General features: G+C 48.8%; 20 protein-coding genes. 7 read left to right on the forward strand and 13 right to left on the reverse strand.

Annotated elements, in window-relative coordinates:
• Positions 1 to 514: 514 nt before the first annotated feature.
• The gene (locus KP814_RS17560) at positions 515 to 1,447 is read right to left on the reverse strand and encodes a LysR family transcriptional regulator (RefSeq protein ID WP_216737965.1); all 933 of its coding nucleotides are present in this window, start codon (positions 1,445 to 1,447) and stop codon (positions 515 to 517) included.
• 101 nt (positions 1,448 to 1,548) lie between these two features.
• Here KP814_RS17560 and KP814_RS17565 point away from each other — a divergent pair, with 101 nt between their 5' ends.
• The gene (locus KP814_RS17565; RefSeq protein ID WP_216737966.1) at positions 1,549 to 2,388 is read left to right on the forward strand and encodes a dienelactone hydrolase family protein; all 840 of its coding nucleotides are present in this window, start codon (positions 1,549 to 1,551) and stop codon (positions 2,386 to 2,388) included.
• 209 nt (positions 2,389 to 2,597) lie between these two features.
• On the opposite strand, the gene KP814_RS17570 is transcribed toward KP814_RS17565, so the two are convergent.
• The 5 genes from KP814_RS17570 to KP814_RS17590 all read right to left on the reverse strand — a co-directional run bounded on the left by KP814_RS17570 (position 2,598) and on the right by KP814_RS17590 (position 5,876).
• Positions 2,598 to 3,218: a PEP-CTERM sorting domain-containing protein gene (locus KP814_RS17570; RefSeq protein ID WP_216737967.1), complete on the reverse strand. Its 621-nt coding sequence runs from the start codon at positions 3,216 to 3,218 to the stop codon at positions 2,598 to 2,600.
• A gap of 680 nt (positions 3,219 to 3,898) precedes the next feature.
• Positions 3,899 to 4,240 (reverse strand): hypothetical protein, encoded by a 342-nt coding sequence (locus tag KP814_RS17575; RefSeq protein ID WP_216737968.1) that lies wholly within the window; start codon positions 4,238 to 4,240, stop codon positions 3,899 to 3,901.
• A 100-nt stretch (positions 4,241 to 4,340) separates the two neighbouring features.
• The gene (locus KP814_RS17580; RefSeq protein ID WP_216737969.1) at positions 4,341 to 4,814 is read right to left on the reverse strand and encodes a hypothetical protein; all 474 of its coding nucleotides are present in this window, start codon (positions 4,812 to 4,814) and stop codon (positions 4,341 to 4,343) included.
• Between the two features lie 60 nt (positions 4,815 to 4,874).
• The gene (locus KP814_RS17585; RefSeq protein WP_216737970.1) at positions 4,875 to 5,228 is read right to left on the reverse strand and encodes a hypothetical protein; all 354 of its coding nucleotides are present in this window, start codon (positions 5,226 to 5,228) and stop codon (positions 4,875 to 4,877) included.
• Positions 5,229 to 5,456: 228 nt separating this feature from the next.
• On the reverse strand, positions 5,457 to 5,876 hold the full coding sequence (locus tag KP814_RS17590; protein WP_216737971.1) for a HEAT repeat domain-containing protein: 420 nt from the start codon (positions 5,874 to 5,876) through the stop codon (positions 5,457 to 5,459).
• A 345-nt stretch (positions 5,877 to 6,221) separates the two neighbouring features.
• Here KP814_RS17590 and KP814_RS17595 point away from each other — a divergent pair, with 345 nt between their 5' ends.
• Positions 6,222 to 6,857, forward strand: a complete 636-nt coding sequence (locus tag KP814_RS17595) for a DUF4360 domain-containing protein (protein ID WP_216737972.1) — start codon at positions 6,222 to 6,224, stop codon at positions 6,855 to 6,857.
• 395 nt (positions 6,858 to 7,252) lie between these two features.
• Positions 7,253 to 7,879, forward strand: a complete 627-nt coding sequence (locus KP814_RS17600; RefSeq protein WP_216737973.1) for a hypothetical protein — start codon at positions 7,253 to 7,255, stop codon at positions 7,877 to 7,879.
• A gap of 32 nt (positions 7,880 to 7,911) precedes the next feature.
• Here the strand turns inward: KP814_RS17600 and KP814_RS17605 are convergent, their stop codons facing one another.
• The 3 genes from KP814_RS17605 to KP814_RS17615 all read right to left on the reverse strand — a co-directional run bounded on the left by KP814_RS17605 (position 7,912) and on the right by KP814_RS17615 (position 9,541).
• Positions 7,912 to 8,337, reverse strand: coding sequence for a hypothetical protein (locus KP814_RS17605; protein WP_216737974.1), 426 nt, complete (start codon positions 8,335 to 8,337; stop codon positions 7,912 to 7,914).
• 121 nt (positions 8,338 to 8,458) lie between these two features.
• Positions 8,459 to 9,064 carry a LysE family translocator gene (locus KP814_RS17610; protein ID WP_216737975.1) on the reverse strand — a complete coding sequence of 202 codons (606 nt, stop codon included), beginning with the start codon at positions 9,062 to 9,064 and terminating at the stop codon, positions 8,459 to 8,461.
• A 48-nt stretch (positions 9,065 to 9,112) separates the two neighbouring features.
• Positions 9,113 to 9,541, reverse strand: a complete 429-nt coding sequence (locus tag KP814_RS17615) for a DUF2000 domain-containing protein (protein WP_216737976.1) — start codon at positions 9,539 to 9,541, stop codon at positions 9,113 to 9,115.
• Positions 9,542 to 9,650: 109 nt separating this feature from the next.
• On the opposite strand from KP814_RS17615, the gene KP814_RS17620 reads away from it, so the two are divergent.
• On the forward strand, positions 9,651 to 10,550 hold the full coding sequence (locus KP814_RS17620) for a LysR family transcriptional regulator (RefSeq protein WP_216737977.1): 900 nt from the start codon (positions 9,651 to 9,653) through the stop codon (positions 10,548 to 10,550).
• Positions 10,551 to 10,714: 164 nt separating this feature from the next.
• The gene (locus tag KP814_RS17625) at positions 10,715 to 11,254 is read left to right on the forward strand and encodes a chorismate mutase (RefSeq protein WP_216737978.1); all 540 of its coding nucleotides are present in this window, start codon (positions 10,715 to 10,717) and stop codon (positions 11,252 to 11,254) included.
• A gap of 62 nt (positions 11,255 to 11,316) precedes the next feature.
• On the opposite strand, the gene KP814_RS17630 is transcribed toward KP814_RS17625, so the two are convergent.
• Entirely contained in the window at positions 11,317 to 13,176 is a 1,860-nt protein-coding gene (locus KP814_RS17630) for a cellulase family glycosylhydrolase (protein WP_216737979.1), read from the reverse strand.
• A 399-nt stretch (positions 13,177 to 13,575) separates the two neighbouring features.
• On the opposite strand from KP814_RS17630, the gene KP814_RS17635 reads away from it, so the two are divergent.
• A complete protein-coding gene (locus tag KP814_RS17635) occupies positions 13,576 to 14,367 on the forward strand; it encodes a PEP-CTERM sorting domain-containing protein (RefSeq protein WP_216737980.1) in 792 nt (263 codons plus the stop codon).
• Positions 14,368 to 14,509: 142 nt separating this feature from the next.
• Here the strand turns inward: KP814_RS17635 and KP814_RS17640 are convergent, their stop codons facing one another.
• The 3 genes from KP814_RS17640 to KP814_RS17650 form a co-directional block, all read right to left on the reverse strand.
• Positions 14,510 to 14,785 (reverse strand): hypothetical protein, encoded by a 276-nt coding sequence (locus KP814_RS17640; RefSeq protein ID WP_011397705.1) that lies wholly within the window; start codon positions 14,783 to 14,785, stop codon positions 14,510 to 14,512.
• A 123-nt stretch (positions 14,786 to 14,908) separates the two neighbouring features.
• Positions 14,909 to 15,229, reverse strand: a complete 321-nt coding sequence (locus tag KP814_RS17645; RefSeq protein ID WP_216737981.1) for a hypothetical protein — start codon at positions 15,227 to 15,229, stop codon at positions 14,909 to 14,911.
• Positions 15,230 to 15,331: 102 nt separating this feature from the next.
• Positions 15,332 to 16,231 (reverse strand): S1/P1 nuclease, encoded by a 900-nt coding sequence (locus KP814_RS17650; RefSeq protein ID WP_216737982.1) that lies wholly within the window; start codon positions 16,229 to 16,231, stop codon positions 15,332 to 15,334.
• A 426-nt stretch (positions 16,232 to 16,657) separates the two neighbouring features.
• Between KP814_RS17650 and KP814_RS17655 the strand changes: the two genes are divergently transcribed.
• The gene (locus KP814_RS17655) at positions 16,658 to 17,776 is read left to right on the forward strand and encodes a hypothetical protein (RefSeq protein WP_216737983.1); all 1,119 of its coding nucleotides are present in this window, start codon (positions 16,658 to 16,660) and stop codon (positions 17,774 to 17,776) included.
• The last annotated feature ends 21 nt before the right edge of the window (positions 17,777 to 17,797 follow it).

The following is a 17,797-nucleotide window of genomic DNA, read 5'->3' on the forward strand; positions in this document are numbered from 1 at the left end:
ATCCGCTCCAGAAAGATTTCCCGGCGGGTCTTACGCTTTTTATTCTGGTATTCGGCTTCGGAGAAAGTCATCTGTTCCATGAAAAGTGTTCCTGCTGAGTTGGGCTGCCGTATTATGACTGATTCTTGGGGTTATTCAGAGGTTCCCTAACTCCTGAAAGTTGCATAAGAGTTCAAGATGAACTACGCGATAATTGGCCCGAGTATTTATTAGACACGGCTCACAAAAGAGGAGCCAAACCAGCGATTATTTTTGAGTACGCAACGCCCTATGGCGATATATGCCACTTAAATTCCTGGGTAGTAGATCGAGACAGAAATTATTACGCAATAGAGGTTGTTTATGTACTCGGCGTAGGTAGGGTTCTCTTATATTTAGATGGCGAAAAATACCTCCTAGAAACCGAATATCAGACCCGCACCCTTAAGCCGCTGGCAATCGAGGACAACGAGAAGAATAATTGGGTTAAGACTGAAGCAATTAAAGCCTTAAGTGTGCTTAATCGTGGGAAGTATTATTTCGATGAGTGACAATCATAAACCAACACACATGGGTGCAAGGGTACTGAATGCATAAGCTCAAAGATCGTCGCCAATAATGCTCGGGATGAAGGTGATAACACTTTGTCCCTGCGCTGCATGAGGAAAACTTTCCTGTTTATCTCTGGCTTAAGTTGGGAGAACTTCATGGATACAGCGTCATAGTGCGACGCCCCCAAAGCAGACAGTACAGCAACACCGACTCCAGACCGGGCCAATGCCAGCTGTTGCGCCAGGCTCGAAACCTCAATTCCGATACTCATCCATGCCACCACATCCGAGCCGTTGACGCTAAGCAAATGATGAATACTGGTATCGTTACTTTCTTTAAGCAAAGGCAGGCTCGCCAGGTCACAGACATCCACGTCAGTCCCAAGCTTGTACTCGGAGGGATCGGCAAGCACCCCCAGTGGAGCGCTTAACAACGGGGTGCACAACAATGCTCCCGTGTTTCCGACAGGGGAGCCAATACCGAAGTCCACTTCACTATTATCAACCCGTCGGGTAATCCCCTGACTGTTGTCATTGATGATCCTGACACGCACCCTTGGAAAGCTTTGGGCGAACACCTTAAGCACGGCTGGAAGCACTGTGCAGCCAAATGCCTCACCCACCGCCAGACTAACCGAACCCTGCTGTCCTGTCGCTTCCCCTCGCACCATATCTATCGCAGCAGTCATATCGTTGAGAAGCCGCTGGGCGACCGGCAGAAACCTTTCGCCTTCCATGGTCAGATTAATTCTGCGGGTTGAGCGCTGAAACAGGGTGACGCCGAGCTGGCTTTCAAGCTCCTTCAGAGCCCGAGTCAACGCCGGCTGGCTGATGTGCAGGATTTCACTTGCCCGAGAGACATTACAATAAGCGGCAGTGGTAACGAACATCTGGAGATGACGCTGAGATAGATTCATAACTCTTAATTATTAATCAGCTCAATTAATGCATTAGACATCACTCAAACTGATTTTTAAAGTGGTGACGTCACTATTGGAGCTTGTATCGGAGCCGCACCATGAAACTATCCCGCTTTCTTTTTGCCATGCTATATGCCTACGCTGTCCTTTCCCTGCAGGCGGAAGCCAAAACACCACAAGGAGAAGTAAAGGGGCATGCAAGCGCTCACGACGCCGTTTCATCCCGTAAGGCGATAAGCGACGCTCAGATAGCGCTGCCTGGCAGCGTCACTGGTGGCGATATCTATCTGGGATTATTAAAAAATGCGCCAAAGCTTTTGGACAAAAAGGTTCCCGTGGTGGTATTCCTGCATGGTTCCTCAGGGTTGGGTTTGCAAGCTATTGGTCAATGGCAACAGTGGCTGGCTGGCCTGGGAATCGCCAGTCTCGCCCCCGACTCTTTCGCCCTGCCAGATAGACTGACCTATAAGTCGCCGGTCAGTAAGGATATCTACGAGAAAATCCATGCCCTGCGCAGCTCAGAAATCAATCTGGCCATTCAGGCGTTGAAAACGATTCCCTGGGCTGACAGTCAACAACTGGTGCTGGCGGGCGCCAGTGAAGGATCGGTTGCGGTAGCCCGTTATAGCGGCGAGGCATTCGCGGGACGAATTATCTTTTCGTGGAGTTGCGAGCATAACTACTTTGTGGCTTCTCCCGATACTGCTGTGCTCGACGGGCGTCCCATCATGAACGTCATCAGCGCCAGCGACCCTTACTTCTCTTCCGCCAATGAATGGCTCGGAAATGCGTCCGCCAAGGGAAGTTGTATAGAGGCTTTCAAAGGGCGCGCTAACGCCAGCGTCGTATTAATACCCGATGCGCCCCACACCCTGCTTAACCTGCCTATGGCCAGGCAACCGGTAGCCGCTTTTCTGGAGAATCTTTTCAGGCTCTAAGGCCCGTCACGATGGACACGGCTCACGCCAGGTCGATGAACCGATGTCTGGGGTTTCGCTTTGTAATTGTCGGAGTATCCGCTGGCGGACTCATGATTGAATCTTTCTATTGGCGTACAAAGCCTTCATATGGGGCATTGTCTATGGCGTGGCGCTTTGGGGAAATTAGCCCCCAAAGCGCAGTATGTAAAATCCTTATGACTGTCTTGTTATGCTCTTAGCTTTCGGCCCAGACATAAGCCAAGCCCCATTAACAGGAGGCCAATGGAAGATGGTTCTGGAACAGATACAGGATCTAATGCCCCAATACTAAAGTCAGTCGCTCTGTACGAGCCTGCAAACGAGGAAACAGTAAGACCTTGTGAAGCTAAATGCTTTACAACTCTACCGTCTCCTGGATAACGGTATGTGAAGCCTTGATAACTTCCCTCGCCCTCGTATGAATATTCACTGACTGTTGTTGAAGGTAAGAAGCCACTGATCGACTGGTCATGATAGCCGTATAAAATTATATCCGTAATATCAGTGACACCTAAACCAGAAATATTCCAATGTGTCGGTTCATACGAAGATAAAACAAGTGTAGTCGACTTACCATGTTGATCTCCAATTTCTACATTTGCATTACCCGTGGGGTGATAATCAAAAGAATGATCCCTTCTAGTCTCATATACACCGATAAAATATAGCGAGTAATCGTTATTAACTTCGGAAGACTCATAATAGCTAGTGCTATAACTTGGATCGTTAATAGTTATTGGGACCGCATGCGCCGCGGTTACAAAAAATACGGAAGATAGTGAAAACACTAATTTCTTTACGATACTCATTTTCAGTCCTTTTTTTACTGCTTAGTTTCATAAAATTTTGCCTGGCATCCGGCTCTCCAAGCAAAATTCCGGTATAGCCTTTGTTGAGGAAAATTACGCAAAAAAGCGATATCGGAATGGTATCCAATGCAAGCATGTGGCATATAACTTCCAAGCATTATAATTCAATAAGCTGGCGCTTGCACTCACCAATACGTTTTTGAAGTTCAGATTTGCCTGTAAAGCCCGTGGACATATAGTAAAAAGAAAGTAAAGTTAAGAACATCTTTTGATAGCGCGCCGTTCTCTCAAAAAAAACCTTATTTTTGGCCAAATAACCATCAAGACTTGATGATTGTTATTCACCCACGCAAACCGTGGTCTGCAATGTACTTAGCCACACACAAAGAGCCTTGCGAACAAATTAATATGACGCCTAAAAAATAAGCAAGTGATATTTTAGTCAGATACGTTTATTATTTATGGCGCTCGCAATGTATTCAAGATCATCTTTAAATGTGGGCGTCGATGTTCATCGATTTGGCTACCTATTGTCTGCAAGTAAAATTTATTGTAATTCAACTTGCCAACGTGTAATCCTCAGTACTTACATAGAAGTTTATCCGCGAGCACAGTACAGTGCTCGCGACAGGTAGACATAGTAGCACCGGAGGTGAATTTGGGCTGATTTTGACATTCTTCTATCTCGAGTCATCATAGTAGAAAGGTAATTTTGGAGAGTCAAACTCGCCTTCTCCATATTTTTCTTCAATGTGTTCTGGGAACATATTTCGCATTTTTTCGTGGATTGAGGTATGAAGCAACTTAAAAGCGGCCTTATCATTTATAGACCCCATAAAACGATCAATATCTTCCGTTTTTTGGTAGCGTAATGGCTGATGAAAGAACCGCAGGTATTCCTGTAAAGTAGAAAACACATACATCAGGTCTTTCAAGTTAACCTCTACCTTTTCATCAGGATCGATTGCATCAAAGCCATAGGTTGCGATTTCTTCCAAATCCTCGGTGTACTCTTTATTCACTTACCACCTCGTGAAACATGTGACTATTTAGTGCAGTTCGGCTTTACTGTTTACAAAAAGCTCCGGCGGATACAAATCCGCATGCGGCGCTTTATAGTAATTAGTCACTCTCCCAACAATTTAGCATTCTAACCTTGTTCGCTCCCACTAAGGCCATAAAAGATTCGTGGCATTCGGGGCATCTGACAATGCTGAAGCTGCAGCCATGTCTGGTTATAGAGCCATGATTTACATAAATAGAACCCCACTCTCCCTGAATAAAAACCTGCGCCAGCTCCTCAAGACGCTCTTCAGAAATAGATACGCCATTTTCATAACGTAAATGATCGCCAATAAAATGGATGAGATATGGTGCTGCCTCTGAACTTTCTATCTGCTTATATTTCTCCATACAGAGCTCGAAGGGCCAATCCCATATTTTTAAAGGATTCATTTCATTGAATATTTTTAAAGCAGACTCTAATGATGCCTCTTTCAGTGAGATATCATAGACCACGAAGCACTCGTAATCGAGGTCTTCAGGATACTCCAGTAAGCTTGCCGTGCTTTTGAAAAAATCTGCTAGATGCTTCATAGCTCATTTCACTTAAAGCTTTGATAGGGAGGGAGGTCCTTTTAAAGAAAATTACTAAAGCTACGCAGCAGTAGACCAACATAGCATGAAGTAGAGTGATTGCTCTTTCCACATTAAAGCCTTGCTATTCCAGTCGTTGCACACCAGCGTAAACTCTTTGCAGCGGTCTTGCCCCGAAATATCCAGTTTTTCTCTAAGTGATGCTGAAATATCTTTTACAAATCTCATATAAAAACCATAATCTCTTGGCGTCATTACTCTTTTCCCCCAAGCGTATTCCAAACATGCATCGGCAAATTCGTCTCCGGACTTCCAGCGATCCCACCTTGACTTTATTAACACTATTGCTTGCTCCGAACTCGCAGATTCAAAGCAATATTGATTGAACTCCTTAACTATCTTTATAGATGGCATATAAACTCTAATAGCTACCTTATTAACTCACAGGCGCTTCTCTAAGCGTAAAATACGACAAAACTACAACAGGTCCCATATCATTTTCAGCAATTCCAAATAGTTGCTATCTTTTTGTTATTATGAACCAGTAACACTCACCGTTCATACAGCCAAACGTCGGCTCCATCTCCAACTTAAGGGAGCAGCTTAAGCCCCCAGAGAACAAAGCGGACTGCCTGTCAAGCATCACTGCTCGTACTCACCGCTTACTGATGCGGCAAGTTCCAATAGTTCCTGATAAGCCTCGTGATGATGGTCAGCTGATAGCATATTTTTGTCGAACTTTAAAAGCTGAGCTTGCATCTGAATTAGAGATTCAGGTGATGTAATTGAGTCTGCGATAATAGAAAATGCCGTGATAGACACTTCAAAGCTGCCGGTCAAGACTATATCTACAAGAACTTCCATAAAAGCTTCACAGTTGAATGCACTTAAGGCGTATACGAGCGTTCCTCGGTGGTTAATATTCTCAGGCTTTGTGATTGCCCGGAAAAGTGGCTCGACTGCACGTTCATCACCAAGATCCATTAGAGTTAAAGCTGATCTATTTCTAATTGAAGCGTCTGAAGACGCCAAATCGCGGATAAGTGCCTGAACTTCACACATAACGGATTAATACCTAAAAACTTGTACATTTCACCTTCTGCCCGTATAGAGTATACCGTAGAATTTCGGGCGGCTTAAATCACGTAAGAACTTACTTAAGCATATGAGCATTTGCGTGGGCCTGATTATTACCAGGCCGGGCTATTAAACCGCCATGACTTTTAGAATTCTATTCTCGCAAAAACGTGCTTCCTGGCGCTACAAATAGTGGGGATTCAATATGTTAAATTCTATCTTTTATCTAATGCAAAAAAATCGCCGCATCGTGGCCTACCTTCAGTCAAACTTTAGCTATAATTTAATCGGCGCCATGTAAAATTGGATTAACTGCAAAGGAATATTGCAATGAGAAAGATAATTTATATCAGTACTTTATGTCTATTTCTCATCTCATCCGCATCTTGGGCCTATGAGTATCCTGCTGATCCCTATTGGACGGTGGAACTTGCCGGTGCGTGGGGCTCTGGTTGCCCACATCCAAACGAGGTTCGCGTAGTACCAACTCCAGACTATAAGACCATCGTAGCTAGGTTTGATGACTATCATGCTAATACTGACACTTCTCCTGTTGGAGTCGATTTGGCCAGATGCAATATCACTATATGGGTATGGGGGTATCCGGACTATCAGTTTTCATGGGTTGGAATGAGGTATAGGGGTTTTCTTTATATGGACGAGGGATCCAAAACCTTATTGGAGGCGGACTATTATTTTAACGACACCCCGGTTCATCAGCACTTCAAAAGAGAATGGAATCCCGACTATCCTATAGCAGAAACAATGTACATAGAGGACAAATTCTTCCCTCCCTCATACAAGTGGTCCGAGTGTGGGGAAGGTGCTTTAGTAACACTCGATTCGGCTTTAACCGCTTTTAAACACAATGGAAATTTTGCACAGATAATGCTTACCCATAACGATATCACGACAGAAGTTTACTTCCAGCTAGACTGGAGACCATGCACTCCACAAGCTGAGTAAGACACTTGGGCAATGGCGCTGTATTTTTAGTAAGGTCAAGTATGTACTCTTTTGGTGAACAGACAGCATTATAATGATTTTTCCTGTTCCTGTTTACCAAGGGAGTACAGCTTCCGAAAAACACTAAAAATTTTCGCACCGCGACCTGCCATTCACAAAGCCGACACCATCTGCCGAGATCACAACAAAGATGCGCAACCATTTCTTTACGGGCCAATCTGATACATAACACATTGCTCTGCCAAGAGAGCCCGATATTTGGCTTTCAAACAGGGCACATTATAGTACTTTCATTTTTTCAATGGAAAAATAGTGCATAGCGATATATATTCAAATCCACGAAACCTTAAAACCCACACATCATACAGCAACCAAAATTTCATTTAGGCCATATCATGGGAATATATGCTAGTTATTACCTTGGAAGGAAAGACGGTATAGAAAGCATAGTATTTGAAAACCTTCCCAAGTTAATCGAATGCTTGGATAACTGCAAACTGAATTTCCCTGAGGATTACAACGAATCCATTCACAAAATGTCTATTCATATGAATAATGTTGGGCCGTCATCACTTGATGTTAGCACTGAGGAAGAAGCGACCCTTATTGATAGGGTTGTATCTGAGCTATTACTTTACGACACTCTAGGTTTAATTACTGGCATTGAGGATTCTCTTATTCAATGGATAGAAGTGCCAATAATGAAGAGATACAGATATGCCCATGACTTAAAGTCAATACTTCCAAACAGTTCAGGATATGCCCGAGAACTTTATAGGAGAATACTATTTGAAGGTATGTCGATGGCAAATCGCGGTGGGAGTGTATATAAGCTTAACAATGATTTGGATACCATTTCGTGGCTACTACCTCATGAAATTGAAAGATTCATGCCCGAGCTCTCTACCATTATAGAAAAACCAAACTTCGATAACGACGAGGAAGTTGGAATTTACATTATCCATAGCGCAATGAGTAAAGCACAGGAAGAAAACTGTGCTTTGATCGTTACAATTGGGTAGTAACCAAGCACCAGGATGACAGCCATCCAGTTCTAGTCAAACTCCTCCATCAACTCAGTCACACATAACGCTTCAAAATCAATCTGACTGACTATGCGCCGGAGTTTCTCAATAGGTTCTTCCTCTTCCTGATGCCAGCAAATAGTCAGGGTCTTTTTTTCACGCTTGTAAGCACCGTCTTCCTGGGGTTTGTAGCTTGATACGCCGACTACCGCGCGCCAGTATTCACCCGGAGGCAAATCGCTGGTATCCCGTGGAAGTTCGGCTATTTCTTTTTCAAGCTCGTCCAGCCCCCAATAGAACATACCAGGGCTTTCGCTTATATCACGCTGCGCTCTTTTCATGCGCATTTTCCTTATCATAAATGGAGAGCCTTCAAGGATGTACATGAAAGCGTCAGTTCCCTCTATTTGAGATAGAGAAACGTCAAATCCGGTTTTATCTGTAAATTTCCGCACATCATACCTCTAGGTCGCGTTATAAATTCAGATAGAAAGTTAGCCCCTATTTATATTGAACCTGCGTATTAGAGTTCACTCGAGCACGACGTTCTTAAACTTGCGGCTATGATGTCGTTTTTCAGCGCGTCGTCAACCCTGCCGCCGCTCCACATACGAGTAAAGCGAATCCTGATGATTTATTTAACACGGATTGCGCCTGTGCGCCGGCCAGCCATCGCCGGACACGGTTGGCCGCCATGGCGTATCCCGCCAGGATGAGGAAGACGATAACAAGGAACAGCGGCCCCAGTGTCATGAGTTGTGGGCCGACAGGTGTGTTGGCGTCGAGGAATTGAGGGAAAAACGCGATGAAAAATCCAATGATTTTAGGGTTAAGCAGGGTGACGCCCAAGCCTTGTTTGAATGGATTTTGTTTGGCGACTTCAGTCGCGCCGGACAGATCTTCCGTTGAAGGCTGGCTGCAAAGCTGGCGTACTCCCAGATATGCGAGATAGGCTACTCCAAACCATTTCAGCAAATTGAACGCCAGTGCAGAAGTCTGCACCAACGCCCCCAAACCTGAGACAGTCAGGCACAGCAGCATTGCATCAGCGACCACCACGCCCAGACTGGTGAATATCCCCTGCCCCAGACCGCTGCGCAGCGTATTGGCGATGACCAATAGCATGGAAGGGCCTGGCGCCAGTGTGATCAGCACTGTTGCGACAATAAAACTCACTAACATTTGGTCTCTCCTTTGTTATTCCGCGCCTTTGGATGGCATTTGCTGGCGTCAGCGCAGCAGCCCCAGATTGCCGGTGAATTTATTAACGATCTTTTTGGGTCCGCAAAGGGCGACACCCAGATACTCAAGTTCATCAACCGGAGTGGAATGCAACTTTTCCGCGTAGGCTTCATAGCTCTTGGTCGTCATGGTGGCGCTGGTGAGATCGATAACGGTCAATTGCGGCTCGTGCTCCTTCAATTCTTCCCGCAAGCTGCGCAGGCGAACGCCTTCGGCGCGCAGTATTGGAATGGCTGTGGTGGTAATTCCCGCGCGAAGATGACCGTTATGGTCCGGCAACGCGTCGCCAATTAATTCGGGAAAGGCTTTACCCAGCGATAACGCTAACACAGCGGAGGTATTGGCGATGGGGCCGATCGGCAGATTGGCGTCGATGACTATGACGCACTTCAGGTCAGGAGTTTTATTATCCGTCATCCGTTGTTTCCTCAGAATAATGTGATCAATGGCTGAGAAAACTATATGCGCACGGAATAGCGATGATAATATGGGCCAATTCATTTTCACTGATCGATAATATCGAATAATGATTGACGATTTACGCGCTCTGGCGGTTTTCGCCAAAACGGTGGAAGCCGGCTCTTTTCGCGCCGCGGCGAGTGCGCTGTCATTGTCGCCTTCCGTGGTCAGCCACCATATTTCAGGACTGGAGACACGGCTAGGCGTCGCCCTGCTCTATCGCTCCACTCGACGACTCTCGCTCACCAGCGAGGGCGAACGTCTGTTCGAACACGCCAAGGCCATGCTGGCGGCAGCGGAGGCCGGTTTGAACGCCATCGCCGAACAGGCGGCGGAGCCGACCGGCAAGTTGAGCATCACCGCTCCCGCCGTGTTGGCGCGCGGCCCCTTTACCGAAGACGTCGCCGCTTTTGCGTTGGCTTATCCCAGGGTTTCGCTGTGTATAAACTACAGCGATATAAGACAGGACCTGATTCGCGACGGCATTGACCTGGCGATACGCATCGGCGCGATGCCCGACAGCGCCCTGAAATCGAAAAAGCTTTTCGACCTGACCCGACGTCTGGTGGCGTCGCCCCATTATCTTCAATCCAGAGCGACGCCCAGCAAACCGGAAGACTTGCTGGACTGGGAATGGATCGGACTGCAGATGCGACCGAACTATAAGTTGCTGTACAACGCCGCAGGAGAGTGTCATCGCGTTGACTATTCACCACGCATTACCGTGGACAGCATTGATGCGGTTTGCCAGTTGGCCGCAGCGGGACTCGGTTTAGCCACACCACCGGCTTTTCTGGTGGAAGAAGATCTGCGTGTCGGGCGATTATGCGATCCCCTGCCAGGCTGGAACGTCGACGCCTTGGGCGTCTATGCACTCTGGCCGCCCAACGCCGCGAGAGAAAGCCTGACCTATCGGTTTATTCAGTTTTTGCAGGAACGCCGCCAAGCCGATGCGAACACCGGCTAAATAGACAAAAGTCTATTTCCGCCAATTACTTATTGTCGCAAATGACCAGCACACTAATATCGAGACAAGGCTCTCCCCTTTTTCCATTTCCCTGAGCCTGCTTGCACTTAATAGCGCATTATTTTTTCTCTATATTATTTGATTGTTTGTTTAAGGAAGCTCCCATGAGGAACCTGTTATTTCTGCTCGTTTGCTTAGTCTTCTCTCATTCCGCCCTCGCCGCAGGCTATGCGGAGACCACGTTCAAGACCATCAACGAGCGTTTGAGTTACATGAAGGATGTGGCGCTGTTCAAAGCCCAGAAAGGCGCGCCTATTGAAGACATTGAGCGGGAGCGCGTAGTGTTGGATAAAGCCAAAGACGGCGCCGCCGGACATGGGGTCGATCCAGAGTCCGTCAGCGCTTTCTTTACCGCACAGATCTCCGCCGCCAAAGCCATTCAGTTCCGATATCGCGCCGACTGGCTGTCAGATGCTGACGCCCTGAAGCAGCCCGCCCGTGATTTGCAGGCCGAAGTACGCCCGGCGCTGTTAAAGCTGGGTGACGCGATCATTATCGCTATCGCCGATAAACTGAAAAACGAAGGTCCCTTCACAGACGCTGAAAGGGACCTGTTCAATGACACGCTGACCATCGAAAACCTGTCTCAACGCGACAAAGACATGATCTTCCAAGCGCTGAAACAGATTCGTCTGCAGCAATAAACCTGCGACCAGACGCCCCCATGCAATGCGACAACGGGGGCGTCATATCAGGCGGCCTTCCCTTATTTTTGTCCTTTGGTGATCTTGAACCAGTTCAGGTTCCAGCCACCTGCAGGGGCGTAGATGCCGAAACGCTGCTTACCTGCTTCAAGCGTCACTTGATGCTTGATGGTTTTCCAGTTCTGCCAGCCACCAGTATTCGGCACATCCACGCTGCCGTAAACGATATCGCCGCCGGCTTTCTCGAACTGCAGCACGCCGCCGCCATACAGGCTCGCCACACGATATTCCACGGTATACACGCCGCTTTCCGGAATATCGACCTCTGGGTAGGACATCCAGTCATTGGCGTCGATGTAGCCCACGTTTTTGCCGCCGCCTGTGTCACTGGTGTTTTCCAGCTCCACACCGCTCATCACCAGATAATCTTCCGCCTGCACGGTAATGGCGTTTGGCGCCGGACCACCTTTCTGAGTGACGTCAAACCAGTTGATATTGAACCCGCCGGACACCGCCGCCAGTCCAATTCGTTGTTCACCCGCACTCAACTGAACGTCGTGTGAAATCGTTTTCCAGCTTTGCCAGCCGCCCGTGGATGGAATATCGATAGAGCCGTACACTGGCGAACCACCGGCCTTCTCCGCTTGTAAAATACCGCCGCCGTTCAGACTCGCCACCCGATAGGAAAGCGTGTAAACCCCATCGCTGGGCACATTAATCTTATAAGTCATCCAATCGCCGGAATCGATATAGCCCAGATTCTGACCGCCGCCAGCATCAGAGGTATTTTCCTTTTCGACGCCTTCCATTTCACAGTAGTTTTCCGCCTGCACCTTGCCGGGCACGGAGACTGATCCGCAATCTGGACCAGGCCCTGGATCATCACCGCCAGGAATGGGATCAGAGCTTTGGATGATGGATTTCACCAGCTTACCGGAAGGCGTCAGGTTTCCATCATTCCAACCGCCGGTTCCACTAGCCCCGGGCCAGAAGGTTGAAGCGCCTTCAGCTTTGTCATTCAGCGCCCAGTTGGCGTGGCTGATGCCGTGATTGCGCATGAAGTCAACCCAGGCCCAGGTTTCGCCCTCATTAACGCCGCCATCGCCGCTGGCGTCTACGGTTCCCCATTCCGTCACAAACAGAGCAATGCCGTTGTTCATGGCGCTTTGCGCTTTATCCCGCAGCCATTGTTTATGGGTTCCTGCATAAAAGTGCAGCGTATAGGCGATATTGTTCCTGTTAATAGGGTCCCAGGATGCTTCCTCCACTTCCTGAGACCACTGACGCGTGCCGACGATAATCAGGTTATCTGGGTCAATTTGACGGATGGCGTCAATCACCGACTCGGCGTAGGGTTTGATAACGCCGCTCCAGGATACGTCCAGCGGTTCGTTATAGACCTCGTAAATAACATTGTTTTTGTCGCCGTAACGGCGCGCCATGTCCTGGAAAAACTCGATAGCTTCGCTCTTGTACTTATGAGCATGATGTGAGTGCCAGTCGATGATGACATACATATCGTTGGCGATGGCGGCGTCCACCACGGAGATGACTTTATTGCGATTGCCTTCGCGGTCCTGTATATATCCGCCGCCTTCATCCACGCCCATGGCGGCGCGTACGATGCTGGATTTCCAGTCGTTTTTGATAGCGCCTACCGCGCCGGAGTTATAAAAGCGCTCCCCTCCCCAGCCGTTGTTGCTCCAAAACAGGCTGTTGCCTCCCAGACTGACTTGATTACCGCCACTGACTACTTTATTGCCCTGCACCGATAGCGGCGGCACAGCATGAGCCAACGTCGCGCAGCCGAACAATAAACCGAACATGAAAACGCTTTCATTTCGGCGCCATTTTTTACCAAGACGTTTTTTCAATGCGCCCTCCAACAGTCTGGAAAGCCTTTTTTCTGATCTCTTGCTCATAGTGATTTCCTGGATTCTTGTTGCTGTGGGCCAGAGCCGGCATGCAGGACCCGCCTCCGGTCTCCCTGACGCCTTCTCGAAACACATCCTTTTTCTGAAGACGTTGGAGAATTTTTAAGCGAATGCAACAGCGGGGTCAATCCCCCAATTTGCTTATCGTTTTCATCCGAATGGCAAGTGCGTCAGGTTTCTGAATTTGAGAGAAAAACTAGAAGAAATCATTTTTAATCAGTCACCACGCGCCTCCAAAGGCAGCGTGAAGCCAGCCGCGCCCTGGCTTAAATAACGAAAAAGTTCGGTGTTTTATCTATCTGAAAGGTCGTCAAAACGACCCATTAATGCGTTTCAAAATGCACAATTTCTACTCTGCTGTTGTGTCATTTTTTGAGAGTTTTTTAAATGAAAAGGAATATTTTTCTTACAGGTAGCGTTCTTTTTGCTTGCGCCGTAAACGCCCAGGCAGGCGTGATCACCCACTACGATGTTGACTTCAACTCCCCCGTCCATACTCCCGGATCAACGCCAACCACTGGCTCAGGCGCCGACACTCCAACTAAAATTGGCTTCGGTTCACCAACGGTTAAAGAGCAATTCGGCGCTTTGGATGATCAACCTCTGGTGTTTAATTCAACCGGCAATACAGCTCCATATCTTTACGACCAAATTGGATTTCGGCTGGGTCGTGGCTATGACAATTACAGGTTCGAATACGATATCCTGGCGTCCAACCTTATTGGCTCCGAGTATGAAATGACGTTATTGTTGGATACGCCGACGGTTCAAAATGTTTACTTGCGACCAAATGGACAGATTGGCCTGACCGGGCGCATACTCTCCCCTCCTCCGGCCGCCGCCTATTTTGAAGAAGATAGCATCCTTAAATTTGTCATCGACGTAGACCTGGCAGCATCCAGGTGGAACATTGCAGTAAACGGGTCTCACATAACCAGTTCTACTTTCCAAAGTTCAGGCGGAGACATAGATAACTTCCGGTTTTCGCTTGGGAAGAAAGGGTTCAATTCTCCAAGAAACGACGATGTATATGTCGCACTGGATAACCTCAAAGTCACCAGCTTTGTTGACGGTCCCGATCCCGTTCCTGTCTCTGAACCTGGCGCGTTTGTGTTATTCGGGATGGCCTTATTGGGCTTATTTTCCAAAAAGCGACTCAGAACTCGTCAAACAGCTTAATTAGACAATCGAAGAGTGGACCCCGTTTTTCACATCAGGGTTCACTCCTTGGAGGCATCGGGTTCAGATCTGCGCCAGACGAACGATTGAAAACGAACGCCGCCGTCAGGGCGTTCGTGAGGGGAGAGAAAAGAGTGGTAAATCAGGCGTTGAGGCTTTTAAACAGCCGACGCGCCTCGGTGTAGGCGGAGCCCTGGCCGTCCACCAGCACCTTGTCCGAGCGCAGTAAGGTTAAAACCTGCTCCGGTATATTGTCCTGCCCTATTTCCGCAATCAGATTATCGATTGCTTTTCTGAATCCGTCGCGCACTTGCGCCGCCTTTTCCGGCGAGGCGTCCGTCCAGTGTATTCCCTTATCGTTATACATCGCCATTGATCCTAACAGACCGATGATTTTTTCCTGTTCTTCAATATTCATCAAACAAATCCTGGTGTCGTACTAATCAAAAAACAACCTGAACTACGATAAGCGTCCGTCGCCGGAAATCTCCGTAACAATTCTCGGAAGAACGGCATTGCAGCGGAGATAAACGGACGGCTTTCATTCGTGGTCGGGCACAATATGCACTATGCTCTCTTCCTGCAAGACGCCCAACACGGTTTCCGCTAAAAAACGGGCCCTCAGTTTGGTGATTTCTTTCAGAAGCGGCTCCTGCAGCGCTTCGTCGATTCCTTTCACTTCCGTCGCGGCGGTTTTGACGTAAACCTCCGCAAGACTTTTCAACGCGGCAAGATGTGGTTTGATACGAGGATCGGTCAGGCTCAATTCCAAGCCGTGAGCCTCATTGATCTCATGGAAGAAATAGCGCAGGACGTCTTCCGGAGAAATGTTGTCCTTGCGAAAGCTGATTACTACCCCCATCGATACATCTCCTTACGGGTTGCGCCGTTGCTTACTTCCATTCTATGCAGATTCGCAAGCGGCTGGGAACCATGCTGACTAGCTGCGCACTCGTCTTTTGGTCTAATCCGCCGGAGTCTGGTCTTGATTGGGCGCTAACAGTTGGTTTAGAACCGCGCCTAAGCGTACGCCTGCCTGATAGAGACGCATTTCAGCAACAGGGTATTCCCGCGCCAGCTCTTTTTTACTCCATTCGGAGCCTTGTTTCGGCAGCGATGCATAGACTTTTCGGGTAATGGCGAGCGACTCATTCGCCCAACTCTCCGCATCCTGCAGCGTCAGCGCGGTCACCGCCTCGCCACGATGCTTGCCGCGCACTTTCTTGCCCGCCTTGCGCCAATCCCGGGGCAAGCCTGACTCAGGGATATTCACATCCCATAAGCGGTGTAAATTGGTTTCTTCACCGGCGACGTTATAGACAACCTTGTTGCCGCCGCGGTCATCGCCATAGGACACATGCAGGGGCTGATGAATATCGCCGATAAAATGCCCGATGAACATCAACGCCTGCGCAGGAGTGGCCTGATAATCCGGATGCGGCTTGCCTATCAGGGCGTCCGCGTAGGCGTTGAGCGCCGTCAGCACGCAGCCTTTGCTTTGACAATCCTTAGCGGTGGATACTTCAGTGGCCGCGCGCTCGACATTCACATAGTGATAGGAGCCTGTGTGCTTGAACTCTTTCTCGGACCTGACTTGATCCGGCCACAGGCAGGCCTCCGCGAAAGTGCGCTTGCCCGCCTGCTGCAACAGCTTCTGCACCTGATCACGCGCCGCCGGGGACAATTCCTTCCAAGCGACATCACACACTACACGGTGTCCCAGTTCGCCCCACGCCCAGGCGGAGGTTGGCGAAAGCGCCAGCGCCGCCATGACAACCATCACCCGCCAGTTGAACCTGCGCCCGCCGATCAACCTCAACACGGACAACATTTGTTCTCTTTTCACCGCTAATTTCGCATTCATAAAACTGTTCATCATCCTGTCATAAACGGCGGATTAAGATGCCGCGATTTCCGCCTATCTGTGCGTCATCTATGAAAGTGGTACATTGGACTTACATTATTCTCGCATCCGCATTGCTGATTGTTGGCGCAGTGCTTCTTCCTTTGCCAATTCCTCTGGGCCTGCCGCTGATTTTTATCGCGCTGACCGTTCTCGCGCGTTATTCGCCCAAGTTCAGGGCGCGGCTGCGCAAGCTCTCGCGGAAACATGCCTTTTTGCGCCGTTTTGTACGGCGAGGGAGACTTGATCACAAGCCCTGACGCTTCCATAAGTTACCGTAAAACAATACATTAGCCTAGGGTCTGTTGTGGTTTCCACGTTATAGACAGGCCAAGAATACGCTTCGCGCCGGTTGCGTATGAATTTCACTGCTGACACTATTTGGATATGCGTAGCTTTAGAATTACTCTCGTCATTCGTTTTATTGCATTGGTCCTGCTGACGTCTCTTTCACCAGTAAGAAGCGCCGTCGCGGACGCCCAACTGGAGCGTTGGACGGAAGCCGTCAGGCAGACGCCTTACCGATACAGCCTCAACTTTTACCGCAATCTGAGCATCATCCGCACCTGGGTTTTGTTATCCACCGGATTTTGCGAAAAGCCTGACCGGCACATCCTGTTCGACAACCAGGGCATCTTCAAAGGCTATCTCAACAATCGGGATGATGAAGCCGACACCCAGCAGGCCATCAACCAGCTGCGTAAAAAGCTGGCGGCCAAACAGAAGGAGCCTTTCTGGGCGGAAGGTTCATTAAACGACGCCGGTTATCCTTTCGCGCTCGCCTGCGATCAACCCCACGTAGATCTGCAGGAGTCCGCGATGCGCATGTTGGGGCCGGATAAAGACGTATTAATCTGGGGCTCCTGGGACGGCTTAAAAGTCGGCGACAAGGATAAGCCTGTGCCGCTATACAAAGCCTTCATCGACATTTACGAAACACGCAAAGCCCAGGGACGCTATAGTTTCCCGGACTCCATCATGCGGGAAATCCTCGGCCAGGTTTTGATCGAAAGCGGCGGATTGAAAAACAGCCGCTCCGTCGCCAACGCCAATGGCATCATGCAATTGCGCACCACTGTGCTGAAGGATTGCGGCGTGCCCAAGCAGTATTACCTGCATCGTATGGCGCAGATTGACTGCGCGCTGAAGCTGTATCAACAGAATCATCGCAATCTGGAAGAGCCTTTTAACGCCTTGTTCGGCAAGCTGCCGGAGAAGAAACGCAACGCCTTGTACGGCCTGTTACTGATTCAGGCTTACCACGGCGGCGTCGGCCGTATTACACGCTTACTGAATGACGAGGAGCTGAACCAGAGCGCCCTGTATTTCAGCAGCCACCACCAAAGCTATAGCGCGGAAGATATTGCGCTGGGCATGGTGTATCACAATATGGGCAGGGATCATTTCGGGCTGGCGTCTCTGTTTTATCTGGTGGACGTCGCCATCGCGTCGGACAAACTTTGTGCGCATAAGGCGCTAAAAAACCTTAAATATTGCGCCGGATGACTTTCTAAGGTAAAAGTCAGC

Source organism: Hahella sp. HN01 (genome assembly GCF_018986435.1).
Lineage (GTDB): Bacteria > Pseudomonadota > Gammaproteobacteria > Pseudomonadales > Oleiphilaceae > Hahella.

Excerpts from the sequence above, each read along its gene's own strand:
- KP814_RS17600 (WP_216737973.1), top strand. The coding sequence starts at position 7,253 with ATGGGAATATATGCTAGTTATTACCTTGGAAGGAAAGACGGTATAGAA.
- KP814_RS17630 (WP_216737979.1), bottom strand. The coding sequence starts at position 13,176 with ATGAGCAAGAGATCAGAAAAAAGGCTTTCCAGACTGTTGGAGGGCGCA.
- KP814_RS17585 (WP_216737970.1), bottom strand. The coding sequence starts at position 5,228 with ATGCCATCTATAAAGATAGTTAAGGAGTTCAATCAATATTGCTTTGAA.
- KP814_RS17620 (WP_216737977.1), top strand. The coding sequence starts at position 9,651 with ATGATTGACGATTTACGCGCTCTGGCGGTTTTCGCCAAAACGGTGGAA.
- KP814_RS17565 (WP_216737966.1), top strand. The coding sequence starts at position 1,549 with ATGAAACTATCCCGCTTTCTTTTTGCCATGCTATATGCCTACGCTGTC.
- KP814_RS17615 (WP_216737976.1), bottom strand. The coding sequence starts at position 9,541 with ATGACGGATAATAAAACTCCTGACCTGAAGTGCGTCATAGTCATCGAC.
- KP814_RS17640 (WP_011397705.1), bottom strand. The coding sequence starts at position 14,785 with ATGAATATTGAAGAACAGGAAAAAATCATCGGTCTGTTAGGATCAATG.
- KP814_RS17650 (WP_216737982.1), bottom strand. The coding sequence starts at position 16,231 with ATGAATGCGAAATTAGCGGTGAAAAGAGAACAAATGTTGTCCGTGTTG.
- KP814_RS17580 (WP_216737969.1), bottom strand. The coding sequence starts at position 4,814 with ATGAAGCATCTAGCAGATTTTTTCAAAAGCACGGCAAGCTTACTGGAG.
- KP814_RS17590 (WP_216737971.1), bottom strand. The coding sequence starts at position 5,876 with ATGTGTGAAGTTCAGGCACTTATCCGCGATTTGGCGTCTTCAGACGCT.
- KP814_RS17570 (WP_216737967.1), bottom strand. The coding sequence starts at position 3,218 with ATGAGTATCGTAAAGAAATTAGTGTTTTCACTATCTTCCGTATTTTTT.
- KP814_RS17635 (WP_216737980.1), top strand. The coding sequence starts at position 13,576 with ATGAAAAGGAATATTTTTCTTACAGGTAGCGTTCTTTTTGCTTGCGCC.
- KP814_RS17655 (WP_216737983.1), top strand. The coding sequence starts at position 16,658 with ATGCGTAGCTTTAGAATTACTCTCGTCATTCGTTTTATTGCATTGGTC.
- KP814_RS17595 (WP_216737972.1), top strand. The coding sequence starts at position 6,222 with ATGAGAAAGATAATTTATATCAGTACTTTATGTCTATTTCTCATCTCA.
- KP814_RS17625 (WP_216737978.1), top strand. The coding sequence starts at position 10,715 with ATGAGGAACCTGTTATTTCTGCTCGTTTGCTTAGTCTTCTCTCATTCC.
- KP814_RS17645 (WP_216737981.1), bottom strand. The coding sequence starts at position 15,229 with ATGGGGGTAGTAATCAGCTTTCGCAAGGACAACATTTCTCCGGAAGAC.
- KP814_RS17560 (WP_216737965.1), bottom strand. The coding sequence starts at position 1,447 with ATGAATCTATCTCAGCGTCATCTCCAGATGTTCGTTACCACTGCCGCT.
- KP814_RS17610 (WP_216737975.1), bottom strand. The coding sequence starts at position 9,064 with ATGTTAGTGAGTTTTATTGTCGCAACAGTGCTGATCACACTGGCGCCA.